General features: G+C 64.7%; 11 protein-coding genes. 3 read left to right on the top strand and 8 right to left on the bottom strand.

Going from position 1 to position 12,383, the window contains the following annotated elements; translation table 11 throughout:
- Window positions 1-86 precede the first annotated feature (86 nt).
- Entirely contained in the window at window positions 87-596 is a 510-nt protein-coding gene (locus tag CQ12_RS19360; RefSeq protein WP_057836892.1) for a MarR family winged helix-turn-helix transcriptional regulator, read from the top strand.
- On the opposite strand, the gene CQ12_RS19355 is transcribed toward CQ12_RS19360, so the two are convergent.
- Window positions 593-2,227 (bottom strand): ATP-dependent acyl-CoA ligase, encoded by a 1,635-nt coding sequence (locus CQ12_RS19355; RefSeq protein WP_057836891.1) that lies wholly within the window; start codon window positions 2,225-2,227, stop codon window positions 593-595. The genes CQ12_RS19360 and CQ12_RS19355 overlap by 4 nt on opposite strands.
- Before the next feature lie 160 nt (window positions 2,228-2,387).
- On the opposite strand from CQ12_RS19355, the gene CQ12_RS19350 reads away from it, so the two are divergent.
- On the top strand, window positions 2,388-4,010 hold the full coding sequence (locus CQ12_RS19350) for an AMP-binding protein (RefSeq protein ID WP_057836890.1): 1,623 nt from the start codon (window positions 2,388-2,390) through the stop codon (window positions 4,008-4,010).
- A 20-nt stretch (window positions 4,011-4,030) separates the two neighbouring features.
- Here the strand turns inward: CQ12_RS19350 and CQ12_RS19345 are convergent, their stop codons facing one another.
- The 7 genes from CQ12_RS19345 to CQ12_RS19315 form a co-directional block, all read right to left on the bottom strand.
- Window positions 4,031-5,188: an ABC transporter substrate-binding protein gene (locus CQ12_RS19345; RefSeq protein WP_057836889.1), complete on the bottom strand. Its 1,158-nt coding sequence runs from the start codon at window positions 5,186-5,188 to the stop codon at window positions 4,031-4,033.
- 27 nt (window positions 5,189-5,215) lie between these two features.
- Window positions 5,216-6,001, bottom strand: a complete 786-nt coding sequence (locus tag CQ12_RS19340; protein ID WP_057836888.1) for a cyclase family protein — start codon at window positions 5,999-6,001, stop codon at window positions 5,216-5,218.
- A 29-nt stretch (window positions 6,002-6,030) separates the two neighbouring features.
- Window positions 6,031-7,272, bottom strand: coding sequence for an SDR family NAD(P)-dependent oxidoreductase (locus CQ12_RS19335; RefSeq protein ID WP_083519371.1), 1,242 nt, complete (start codon window positions 7,270-7,272; stop codon window positions 6,031-6,033).
- Window positions 7,269-8,447: a thiolase family protein gene (locus CQ12_RS19330; protein WP_057836887.1), complete on the bottom strand. Its 1,179-nt coding sequence runs from the start codon at window positions 8,445-8,447 to the stop codon at window positions 7,269-7,271. Before CQ12_RS19330 ends, CQ12_RS19335 begins: the two co-directional genes overlap by 4 nt.
- A gap of 25 nt (window positions 8,448-8,472) precedes the next feature.
- On the bottom strand, window positions 8,473-8,901 hold the full coding sequence (locus CQ12_RS19325; RefSeq protein ID WP_057836886.1) for an organic hydroperoxide resistance protein: 429 nt from the start codon (window positions 8,899-8,901) through the stop codon (window positions 8,473-8,475).
- A 3-nt stretch (window positions 8,902-8,904) separates the two neighbouring features.
- Complete coding sequence (locus tag CQ12_RS19320; RefSeq protein WP_057836931.1) at window positions 8,905-9,702, bottom strand: aspartate/glutamate racemase family protein; 798 nt, start codon at window positions 9,700-9,702, stop codon at window positions 8,905-8,907.
- 541 nt (window positions 9,703-10,243) lie between these two features.
- Complete coding sequence (locus CQ12_RS19315) at window positions 10,244-11,068, bottom strand: alpha/beta fold hydrolase (RefSeq protein WP_057836885.1); 825 nt, start codon at window positions 11,066-11,068, stop codon at window positions 10,244-10,246.
- Window positions 11,069-11,208: 140 nt separating this feature from the next.
- Between CQ12_RS19315 and CQ12_RS19310 the strand changes: the two genes are divergently transcribed.
- Window positions 11,209-12,357 carry an ABC transporter substrate-binding protein gene (locus CQ12_RS19310; protein ID WP_057836884.1) on the top strand — a complete coding sequence of 383 codons (1,149 nt, stop codon included), beginning with the start codon at window positions 11,209-11,211 and terminating at the stop codon, window positions 12,355-12,357.
- The last annotated feature ends 26 nt before the right edge of the window (window positions 12,358-12,383 follow it).

Below are 12,383 nucleotides of genomic sequence, written 5' to 3'. Positions count from 1 at the left end.
TTGATTTGGTCCTAAAGTAATTGCACGTCTGGAACCTTCGCCGGTTCGCACGGCTGCACAACGGCGATTTCGGGAGACATGGATTGATGGCCGGCAAGGAGTTCGCGCTGATCGACGAAGAGAACATCACCGGTGAGGACGCGGATAACCGCGCGCAGGTCAGGGTATGGCTTCGCCTGCTGGCCTGTACGTCGTTGATCGGCGCCGAGCTTCGGCGCCAGTTCCGCGAAGAGTTCGACTTCACGATGCCGCGTTTCGACGTGCTGGCACAGCTCGATCGCGAACCTGTCGGGCTGGTGCTGGGTGAATTGCCGAAGCGGCTGATGGTCACGGCGGGAAATCTGACACCGATCGTGGACCGACTGGTCGAAGACGGCCTTATCACGCGGTCGCCGTCGCCGCTCGACCGCCGCGTGCAGATCGTCTGCATGACGGCCGAAGGCAGGAGGGCGTTCAGACGGATGGCGAAGAAACACAGCCTGTGGCTGGCTTCGCTGCTTGCCGAATTTCCGAAAGCGCGGCTCGACGGACTGGTCAGGGAACTCGATGATCTCAAGAACGCCGTGAAGCGCGCAACGGAAGAAGCCCGAGCCTAGCGGCGCAGCTTGTATCCCGCGGCATCGCGGTCCCAGGTATCGGGCGTCCTCCCCGCCTCGCGCAGCGCGACCTTTCGGATCTTGCCGTTTTCGGTGAGCGGCATCTCGGTGACGAAGCGGACAAATCGCGGAACCGCGAAATAGGCCATTTTGCCTTCACAATGCCTGACGACATCGATTGGCTCCAGCGCCTGGCCGGCTTCGAGCTGGATGGCCGCCGCGACCTCGTCTTCGCCGAGTTCGGACGGCAGCGGATAGATCGCGCAGGCCGCGATCGCCGGATGCTTCAGCAGCACCTGCTCCACCTCCCACGATGAAACGTTCTCGCCGCGCCGGCGGATGGAATCCTTCATCCGGTCGACGAAACGATAGTGGCCGTCCGCATCGCGCACGACACGGTCGCCGGTGTGAAACCACCGGTTTCGCCAAGCCTCTGCCGTCTTGTCCGGCATTTCGAAATAGCCCGTCGCGAAGGCGAGCGGTTCGTGAGCGCGCAACAGCAACTCGCCCGCCTCACCATCAGGCAGAGGCTCGTCCTCGGGACCGGCGATGCAGGCCTCCACACCCTCGACGAGATAGCCCATGGTGCCAGGGCGATCGGCCGGGATCGTGCCCGCGAATACGAAATTCGTTTCGGTCGAGCCGTAGCCGTCGAGCAGCGGCACGCCGAAGCGCTCGAGAAACGGACCATGACACTGGCCGGGGACGCCGCCACCGAGCGCTACCCGCACGAAATGCGCGGTGTCATTCGCTGACGGGGGTTGCGCCAGCAGCATCACGGCCATCGCGCCGAGGAGATAGCCGACGGTCGCCTGATGCCGCCGGGCTGCGGCCCAGAAGCCGGAGGCGGAGAATTTCGGCTCCAGCACATAGGTGCAGCCGTTCAGGAGCGCCTGATAAAACGCATTCAGCGCATTGGTGTGGAACAGCGGAAGCGTCGTGAACAGCACGTCGCCTTCGACGATCCCGAGCGCGCGCGCCGAATAGACGCCCCACCAGAACATCTGCGCCTGCGGGCAGCAGACGCCCTTGGAAGGCCCTGTGGTGCCCGACGTATAGAGGATCGCAACCGTATCGTCCTGCCGCACCGGCGCGGGCGGAGCTCCCTCGCCGGGCGCAGGCAATGGCGAGGTCGAGCCCGACAGCGCGCCGCCGTCGCCAATTGTCCAGACAATATCCGGCGGCGCGACATCGCTTTCCAGCGTTTCGATCGCCGGCATGAAGCACGCCTCGATCGCCAGCAGCTTCGGCGCCGAGTTGCGCAGGATGTGGCTGAGCTGGATGCCGCGCAGCGCCGTATTGATCGGCACCGTCACGGCGCCCATCCAGGCGCAGCCGAGATAGACCTCCAGAAACTCGGGCCGGTTCGAGCACATCAGCGCGACGCGATCGCCCGGGCGAATTCCGGCTCTTGTCAGGCGGCCAGCTGATGCAGCAGCGATCGACGCCGTTTCAGCGTAACTCCATCGCGTTTCGCCGAAGACAAACAGCGTGCGATCGCGGTATTGCGCAGCCTGGCGCGTCAAAATGGTCGAGAGAATTCGGTCCGCCGGTGGAAAACGCTCGGCCGCCTGGGGCCAGATCGACCCGCCCCGCCGCTGCCCGGCCGTGCTGCTGTTACCTGCCTGCATAGACACCTCCAAGGCCGGGCAGGTCTGCGATAGATCGCACTTGGCCAGCCAGATAGTTTAGGCTTAAAGTATTCGCCGAAAACCGCCGCGGCAAGCGCCGCGTGCATACTTCCGGCCAGCGCCGTGTGGCAGCAGGATATGAACAGGAGCGACGTCCGCAATGAGCCTCGACACTCCCTATCGATCGCCATCCGACGCCTTCGCGGCCACCGCCACGAGACGGCCGGACGCGCCATTCCTGCTGGCGCCCGCGAGTGCGCAACTGCCCTACGCGCCGGCAGGATTCAAGATCGAATATGGCGCGTTCAAGACCGAGGTCGACCGGCTTCGTGCGGAATATGCAGCCGCCGGCTATGGACGCGGCGCGCGGGTTGCCTTGCTGCTGGAAAATCGCCCGGTCTTCTTCCTGCATTGGCTCGCGCTCAACGCACTCGGGGTTTCGATCGTTCCGATCAACCCGGACGTCCGCCCCGACGAACTGTCGTTCCAGCTTGAGCTCTCACAGGGCGACCTTCTGGTCGCGACGCCGGATCGCATCCATGTGACGAAAGACGCGGTGCTCGGGCGCGCCCGCCTGATCGATACCGATAGCCGCATTCCGCCGTGCCAGACCGAAGTCAGCGCCCAAAGTCCCGAATTCAACGGCGAATGCGCGCTCCTGTTCACGTCAGGCAGCACCGGCAAGCCGAAGGGCTGCATGCTCTCGAATCGCTATTTCCTGCAGGTCGCCGACTGGTACCTCGGGCAGGGCGGCGTGGCCGAACTGCAGCCCGACCGCGAGATCAACCTGACGCCGCTGCCGATGTTTCACATGAACGCGCTCGGCTGCAGCGCGGTCGGCATGATGGTGCTCGGCGGCGCCGTGGTGCCGCTCGACCGCTTCCACGCCAACCGTTGGTGGCAGTGCGTGGCCGACAGCGGCGCGACCGTCGTGCATTGTCTCGGCGTCATCCCGGCCATCCTGCTGCAATTGCCGGTGACCGAGGTCGAACGGCAGCATCGCGTGCGCTTCGCCTTCGCGCCCGGCGTCGATGTCCGCCACCGCGCTACCTTCGAGGAGCGCTACCGCATCCCGATCGTCGAGGCCTGGGCGATGACCGAGACCGGGGGTGCGGCGGCCACCACCACCTCACGCGAACCGGCGGGCTTTGGCGCGCGCTGCGTCGGCCGACCATCGGAAAGCACGGAATATCGCCTCGTTGACGATCAGGGCGCGGATGTCGCGCCTGGGAAACCCGGCGAACTGCTGGTCCGCGCCAAGGGCAACGACGCTCGCGCCGGCTTTTTCAGCGGCTACCTGAAGGATGAGGAAGCCACTGCAGCGGCGTGGCAGGACGGCTGGTTCCACACCGGAGACCTCGTCTTCGCCGACGAAGACGGGCTGATGTATTTCTTCGATCGCAAGAAGACCATCGTGCGGCGCAGCGGCGAGAACATCGGCGTGCTCGAGGTCGAAAGTGCGCTGTACATGGACGCGCGCATCGGCGGCTGCGCAGTGACGCCGGTTCCCGACGACATCCGTGGTGAAGAGGTTTTCGCCTTCATCGTGCCGAATGAAAAGATCGACGGCGCAGAAGCGCTCGCGGCCTCGATCGTCAAGACCTGCGCCGAGCGCCTCGCCTACCACAAGGTGCCCGGCTACATCGCCATCGTCGATGAACTGCCACTGTCGTCGACGCGCAAGCTCGCCCGGGGCGAGATCAAGACGCTCGCGGCAGAAGCAGTCAGCGCCAACCGCGCCATCGACATGCGCACGCTGAAAGCGAAGCTACGACACGGCTGAGCGCCCGCTGGCTGCTGCTGTCATGGCAGCAGCTTGTACTTCCCGTTCTCGATCTGGACCAGTATTCGCGCGCGGTCATCGACGCCGTGGCGATCGGCCGGCGTGTAGCTGTAGATGCCGTGCGCGCCGACGACATCCTTGGTCGTGAACAGCGCCTCGCGCAGCGCGTTGCGGAACGCCGGCGTCCCGGGCGCTGCACCCGTCGCCTTGGCGCGCTTGGCGGCATCCATGAACACCAGCCAGCCGTCGAAGGCATAGGGCGAAAACGCATCGGCCGGCGCCTCGCCATTGGCCTTCTCATAGGCGGCGCGGAATGCAAGCACGACCTTTCGGATAGGATTGTTCTCGGGAAGCTGTTCGCCCGCGGTCACCGGCCCGGTCGGGCAGATGATGCCCTCGGCCGATTTACCAGCCAGCCGCAGGAAATCGGCGCTGATCATGCCGTGATTGCCGTAGAGCGGCCCCTTGTATCCGCGTTCCGCCAGCGCGATCACGGGCAGCGCGCCGGGCGTTCCGGTGCCGCCCAGCATGATCGCATCGGGACGCAGGGAGACCGCGCGCAGCACCTGCGCGGTGACCGAGTTGTCGGAGCGCGCATAGCGTTCGTTCGCGATCACCTTGATCTCGGCCTTCTCGGCGCTTTGCATCAGCGAATTGTACATCAGGTCGCCGAAAGCGTCGGAGAAGCCGATGAAGGCCACGGTCTTCACGTTGCGGCTCTTCATGTGGTCGACGATGCCCCGCACGAGCAGCGGGGTCGGCTGCGGTGTCTGCACCACCCATGGCCCGCCCTCACCGGCCGGCACCGGTGCGATCGGCGAAACCGCCACCATCGGCACCTTCATCTCGATCGCAGCGGTTGCCATCGCCAGCGTCTGCGGCGCGCCTGATGTGCCGATCAGGAAATCAACCTTCTCCTGCTCGACCAGCTTGCGCGCGTTGCGCGTCGATGCGGCCGGATCCGAGCCGTCGTCGAGCTGGATGACGCGAACTTTCTCGCCATCGACCTCGCCAACATAGGCCTGGCCCGCAGCCAGCCCCTTGGCGTTCGGCACCCCGATCGAGGATACGGGGCCGCTCAGGCCGGTGACGAAACCGACGAGAATCTCGGCCCGCGCCGGCGCAGAAGCGCCGAGCAGAAGCGCGGCGCCAATCAACAAGATGTTTTTCTTTTTCATGATGTCACTCGATGTCGACGAAAAGGTTCAACCCTGCCCAGGTACCAGCGCAAGAACACGCAACGGACTGCCGGAGCCGTTCTGGATTTTTAGCGGTGCAGCCACGATCACCGCGCCGGTCGGAGGAAGCTGATCGAGATTGCACAGGCATTGCAGGCCGTAACGCCCGCCACCATGCAGGAAGTGGTGCGCCGGATAGGGCGGATCGAGATGACCGGCCTGACCGGCATCGGTCCCGATTGTCTCGGTGCCGAAGCCGATGACGCCGCGCTCCTCGACCAGCCAGCGCATCACGGCAGCATCCGGCCCTGGCGTGTGCGCGCCGTCGTCCTTCAGATTGGCATAGTCGCGCCAACCTTTCTTCGACCAATCGGTGCGCAGCAGCACCCAATGGCGCTCGGGAATCCGCCCGTGGCTTTTTTCCCAGGCCTCGACGATGGGTATCGTCAAAAGGAAATCCGCATCCTTTGCGGCCTGCGCCGAGCAATCGATCACGCAGGCCGGCGCGATCATGTCGCGCACCGGCAGGGTATCGACCGAATTGTTCGGCAGGTCCTTGCCGGTGAACCAGTGGATCGGCGCGTCGAAATGCGTGCCGGTGTGCTCGCCGAAAGTGAGATTGTTCCAGTACCAGGCAGGGCCGCTCGCATCATAACGCGAAATCTGCTGGATGCGGACCGGTGCGGCCTGGCCGAACTCGGGCGGCAGCACGATAACCGGAAAATCGGGACTGAGCGTAAAGGTCAGATCGACGACGCGCACCGCGCCGGATGCAACCGCGCCGGCAAATTGCATGAGACTGTTGCTGTCCATTGCGCTTCTCCCGCTTTCAGCAAACCCACTTAAGCCCCAAGTTCACGCTCGACAGCCTTTGGATTGGCCGCCAGGCGCTGGCGAATATCTTCGGCGACATCGCCCACGAACACATCTTCGAGTCCGCGCTTGAGCGCCGACACGATCGAATTCGCCACCACGCGCGGCGCCACCTTAGGCGGCGGCACCGTCTGGAACCACTCGATGTCCAGCGGCCCTGTGAACACGTTTACCACCTTGACGCCGCCAGGCCGAAGCTCCGCGCGCAAGCTGTGCGAAAGCGAGAGCGCAGCTGCCTGCGACGCTGAATACGCGCCGAACATCGGCCAGTTCGCCAGCGCATAGACCGACAGGATGTTGACCCAGGCGGCGGCGCTATTGACGCCGTCGGAGCCCCGCATCCGCATCGCCGGCCCGAACGCCTGCGCCAGATGAACGAAGCCGAGATAGGTCTGGTCGATCTCGTCGCGTACGACGCTGGTGCCTTGCCGGTCGAGCAGCCCGCCGGAACGGACATGCTCGGTGGTATTGACGAGTATATCGACCTTGCCGCCGATATCGGCCGCCAGATCGGCGACGGATTTCTCATCGCCGATATCCAGCGGCACGATCTCGACGCCTTCCAGCGCCCGCAACGTATCCTCTCCGCGGAACGGCTTCCACGGCTCGGCGACGCCGACGAACACGATCGAGGCGCCGGCCGCCTTCAGCGCGGCGACCACTTCCTGACCGACGATGCTGCGCCCGTTCGTCACCAAAGCGCGCCGGAATTTCGGATCGGCCGTCATCTCACGCCACTGCCTGTCATCCGCCATGTTGGAGGTCTCCCGTTCGGGATGGGCGAAGGCCACGGCCTGCCCGCTCTTGTCCAGTTGAAACGACATCACGACCGACTTGCCCTCTTCGCAATCGGCATGCAGGTGCGTCACCAGTTTCGGCCCGCAGTCCATCGCGACCAGCCCGACCCGCCACGGCGCTCGCTCGCGAAAGTGCACATCGGCCGGGATATGCAGCGTGGTTTCGGAGAGCAGCGTGCCGCGCCGCGGCGCGTCGGTGAAGACGAGATCGGCGGAAAGGCACGTCGGACAGGCGTCGCGCGCCGGATAGCAGAATGTTTCGCAGGCGCCGCAGCGCTGCAGCATGAAGCGGCCCTCGGCGGCGGCCCGCGTAAAGCCATGCGAGGCGCGGCTGCGTGCGCGCGGCGGCGAGGTCGGCAGCCGCGTGCGTAGCAGCGGATTCTTCCGGCGCGGCTTTGCGATCGGTTCGATCATGCGCCCGCTCCCGCGAGGATCGCCGCGCCCGAGGCGAGGCCGCGATCATAATTGATCATTCCAAAGCCCGATGCCAACCCGATGCGTGCACCCTTGACCTGCGTAGGACCGGCCTGCCCGAGCACCTGGCGCATCGCCTCGACCACACCGAGATAGGCGCCGCCGGCGCCGGCCTGCCCGACCGACAATTGCCCGCCGGAAGTGTTGTGCGGGAAACTGCCGTCGATCGTGAGATCATGCTGCCGCACGAAATCCGGCCCCTCGCCTTTCCGGCAAAAGCCGAGGTCCTCGAATTGCATCATCGAGATCACGGGGTAATCGTCGTAGGTCTGGACGAAATCGAGATCGTCAGGCTTCACGCCGGCCATCGCATAGAGTTCGTCGACGTCCATCGCCCAGCCACCCCGTACCTGAACCGGATCGTCGCCGAACGCATTGTGGCGCTCGATGGTGGCGAGGATTTTGACGGCGGGCAATTTCAGCGATGCCGCGACGTCTTCGCTCATGACGAGGAATGCCTCCGCGCCGGCGCACGGCATCACGCAGTCGAACAGATGGATCGGGTCGGCAATCGGCCGCGCCGACATGTATTGCTCGATGGTCAGCGGCGCCTTCATCAGGGCATGGGGATTGTGGAGCGCATTGCTGCGCTGGGCAACCGCAATCTTGCCAAAATCCTCGCGCTTTGCGCCGAACGTCCGCATGTAGTTGCGCGCGATCAGCGCGAAGCTCGCATTGGCGCCGCCGGCGCCATAGGGATAGACGGCGTCCTGGTTGAAGCGCGAGAAATTCTCCAGCGTGTAGCGAAAGGAATCGACGTGGTTGGTGTCACCGGCGACGCAGGCCACGATGCGGGCGTCGCCCGCCTGTACCGCCCGCGCCGCGCGGCGCAGCGCGGCAATCGCACTGGCGCCGCCGAGCGGAATGGTGTCAATCCAGCGTACGCAGAGGCCGAAATGCTGGGTGAGACCGATCCCGCTATCGAGTCCCGCCGTGAAACTCGAAACGCAGAATCCGTCGATGTCGCGCGGCTTGATCCCGGCGCCATCGACCAACGCCTTCAGCGCGCGCCCCATCCACCATTGCGCGCTCTCGATCGAGTAGCGCACGTAAGGGATCGTCACCGGAACTGCCATCACGACCCGGTCGTAAGGTGTGCGGATGGAGTTCTGCATCGGACCGCCGGTTCCTGTGAGCCGCTTAGAGCACGGTCAGCTTGACGTCGATATTGCCGCGCGTTGCGTTGGAATAAGGGCAGCGCTCATGCGCGCCGGCCACGACTTCCTCGGCGACGGATTTTTCCAGCCCGGGAAGTTCCACCTTGAGTTCGACCGTGAGCGCGTAGCCGACCGCGACCGGCCCCATGCCGACCCTGGCGGTGACGGTCGGTTCCGCCGACGGCGTGATCTTGCGCGTGCGTGCGACCAGTTTCACCGCACCGAGGAAGCACGCGGCATAGCCCGCGGCAAAAAGCTGCTCAGGATTGGTTCCTGGCCCGCCCGGACCGCCAAGCGATTTCGGCAGCGACAGCGCCACCGACAACAGTCCGTCGTCGCTCGCGGCCTTGCCGTCGCGCCCGCCAGTTGCCGTCACCTCGGCTTCATACAGAATCTTGTCTGGCTGCAGCATGTCCTATCCTTGGGGTTTGTCGGCTTGCGTGCGCGCGACGATGGCGCGGAAATCCTGACGGGCCCGGTCATTGGCCAGCGCAAAACTCGGCCCGCGGCTCGGCTCGGTGCCGTTGAGGCGCTGCAACTGCACCCACATCTCGGCGCTCTTCAACGCGACCGCCGCGCAGTTGACCACGGGCGCATGACCGACCTTGAAACCGTGCTCGCTCGCAATCAGGAGACCGGGCAACACGCCGGCCGGGATGACGACATCGGCGCCGCGATCGACCAGCGGCTGCGCGCAGGCCGCAAAGTCGCTCAGCATGCGCGCCTTCGCCGCGGCATCGCCTGCAAACGCGGCGCTGAAATCTTCAGGACGGCAACCCATGCCGGTGACATGCACCACGCGGCCGGAAAGTCCGTAGCGATCGGCCTGCTCGTAATGCCAAACCTCGAAAGCGCTATCGAGCGTGACAAGGCCGAGGCGGCGGCCAAGCTGCGAGGCCGCCAGCAGTGTGGCCTCGCCGGCGCCGACCACCGGGATCGTCAGCGCCGAACGCAGTTCGTATAAGCCGGGATCCTGGAAGTGGCCCATGACATAGGCGTCGAAGCCGCTCTCCTGCGCCGCGAGGCCGTTGTCGACGGCCTGGATCGCACAGCGGAATTCGGCCAATCGGCCGAAGTCGCGATCGGCGGGCGTGATGCCCTCGACATGCACGCTGGTGCCGGGCGCTGCGATCTCGTTCAGATAGGCCGCGAGCCGCGCCATGTAGGGCGCGCTCGTAGCCTGGTCGACGAAGCTCTGCCAGAAGATGCGCACAGCGATATCCTGTTTCACAGGCGGAGAGCATGCGGGCCTCGTCCCCGCGGTCACGAGGGTAACGACACGCACGAGCCTGTCGTTGTGGAGGCGCGTTGGAGAGCGACGCCATCCCATCGACCGAAATATTTCAACCACAAAATAATTTTGGCGTCAATTGAACCACGCGCAGGCGTGCGCTGCGCACGACAGGATCGGTTTGCCGAAAGGACGGGCAGGTTGCGCCTTACCCTTTTGCACAAGCGAATTCAGCTTTCTGGGACGCTCGCAGTGCCGCAAATTTTTTCCGCGAAGCGCGAATCTGGCGTATTGACCTGCGACCGAGAAATACTTTAGGCTTTAAACAATTGACAGGGAGTGGGCGCCGCCGTGCACAGATGCACGCCGCGCTGATGGTTGCGTTGATAAAGGCTCTTCAATCGTGGCTGAGATCATCGACCTCGGGACAGCGCGTGCTACGGGCGGGTTCGCATTCGCCGCGGCTGATCGCGCCGTTTCAGGTCTTTGCCGTCTGCGTCTTGGCCACCTGCGTCTTGGCCGTCTAAGTCTTGGCCACCTGCGCGGCAATGAAGTCACGGACCATTCCGGCAAAAGCCTCCGGCATCTGATCGGGAAGCGGCACCATGCCTCCTGAGAGCTCGCGCAAGATACTGCCCTCGATAGCTCCAGCGACCTTTGGAGCCACCGGATGAACGTGCGGATCGCCTGTCGGAGCAATGACCAGCGTGGGGCATTGGATGCTTCCCAGACGATCCTCCATTCGATAGCGATTCACTACCCGGTGGCCTTCCGCCGCCATCTCGCCGGCCCGCAGGGCGTCGATCATGAAGCGCTGCAGCAGATCGGTATCATCGGCGGGATAGAACGGCTGCCGGCGCGCCCAGAGCTCGGTGAGATGGGAGCCGTCGGTACGCGTCTCGACATCGTCGATCACCCGCATGCCATGGTGTTTGGCGCGGCGCGCCGCATCGACGAAGGGGCAGGCCGAGAGCACCAGCGCGCTCACCCGCGCAGGCGCCGAAGCGGCCATCTCCACCGCGATCGCCGCACCGGTGTGATGGCCAACGACGGCGGCGCGGGGCGCTTCCAGCGCATCAAGGACCGCGAATGCGCCCTCGGCCCACAATTCGATCGAGGGTTCGCCGGCAGGGGAATCGGAATCTCCGAAGCCAAGCGTATCCATCGCGATGGCGCGGAAGTCGCAGCCGAGCAGCGGCAGCACGTCGCGGTATTCATCCCACGAACGCGGCGTCTGGTGCAGCAGGAGAACGGGAAAGCCGGTTCCCGCCGTGGCGACATGGATGCGCCCAAGAGGCGTCGTAACAAAGCGACGCTCGACGCTGGAACCGGGTTTTGTAGCGCTCATTTCGTAACTCCCATCCGGATGCAGGCACCAGGCCCACGCCCGCTTTCGGCGATAATCACGGCATCGATCGTGCTGGTCCGACCTCGATCCATGCTGACATCTCGCTCAGGTCGCGGCTGATTTCAACCAAGGGGAATGCAATGCGCAAGATGTTAGGTTTGACTGCACTCATCGGCGGCCTCGTCGCGGCCTCGACCGCACAGGCTGATATCACGATCGGATTCGTGACATCGCTGAGTGGACCCGGCTCATCGATCGGCATCCCGTATGGCCGCGGTATCCAGGCCGCGATGGAATACAAGAACGAGGTCAACGGCGAGAAGATCAAGCTGATCCAGCTCGACGACGGCTCCGATCCTTCCGCCGCGACCCGCAACGCGCGCAAGCTGATCGAGGAAGAAAAGGTCGACCTCCTGATCGGCACCGCAACGGCACCTTCGACCATCGCGATGCTGGCGGTCGCGACCGAATTGAAGGTGCCGATGATCGCCGTCTCCCCGGTGATCGGACAGCCGAATCCGGCCGATCAATGGGGCATTTCCGTTCCGCAGCCCGCTTCGCTGCTGGTCAAGGTCGTCGCCGACCGCATGAAGCGCGATGCGATGAAGAACATCGGCTATATCGGCTTCTCCGACGCCTGGGGCGATCTCGTCTATAACGGCGCCAAGGCGGTCGAAACCGAAGACGGCATCAAGGTGCTGACCAACGAGCGCTATGCCCGCGTCGATACCTCGGTCACGGGACAGATTCTCAAGGTTCTCGCCGTGCGTCCGGATGCCGTGCTGATCGGCGGATCGGGCACGCAGGGCGCACTGCCGCTGCTGGCGCTCGGCGAACGCGGCTTCAAGGGCAAGACCTACGGCACGGTCGCGCTGGTCAATCCCGATTTCGTGCGCGTCGGCGGCAAGGCCGCGGAAGGCATTCAGGTCTCTGCCGGTCCTGTCATCGTGGCCGAGCAGCTTCCCGACAGCCACTTTGCCAAGACGCTGGCGCTCGAGTTCCGCGCCGCGTTCCTGAAGGCCAACAATGTCCCGACCACGGACGGGTTCTCGGCCTATTCCTTCGACGGCTGGAGGATCTTCACCTCTGCCGCCGAGCGCGCGCTGAAGACCGCGAAACCCGGCACCGTCGAATTCCGAAAAGCCCTGCGCGACGAGATCCTCGCCACCAAGGAGCTCTCGGGCGTGCACGCGGTCTACAACTTCAAGCCCGGCGCCTATCACGGCGTGGACGAGCGCGCGCTGGTGATCGTCCGCCTCAACAACGGCGCCTGGACCTACGAGCCCTGAGCGATATCGAGACGTAATACGGAAGG

Origin of the sequence: Bradyrhizobium jicamae, assembly GCF_001440395.1 — a bacterium.
GTDB classification, from domain to species: Bacteria; Pseudomonadota; Alphaproteobacteria; order Rhizobiales; family Xanthobacteraceae; genus Bradyrhizobium; species Bradyrhizobium jicamae.
This window is presented reverse-complemented; position numbering and strand designations above follow the sequence as displayed.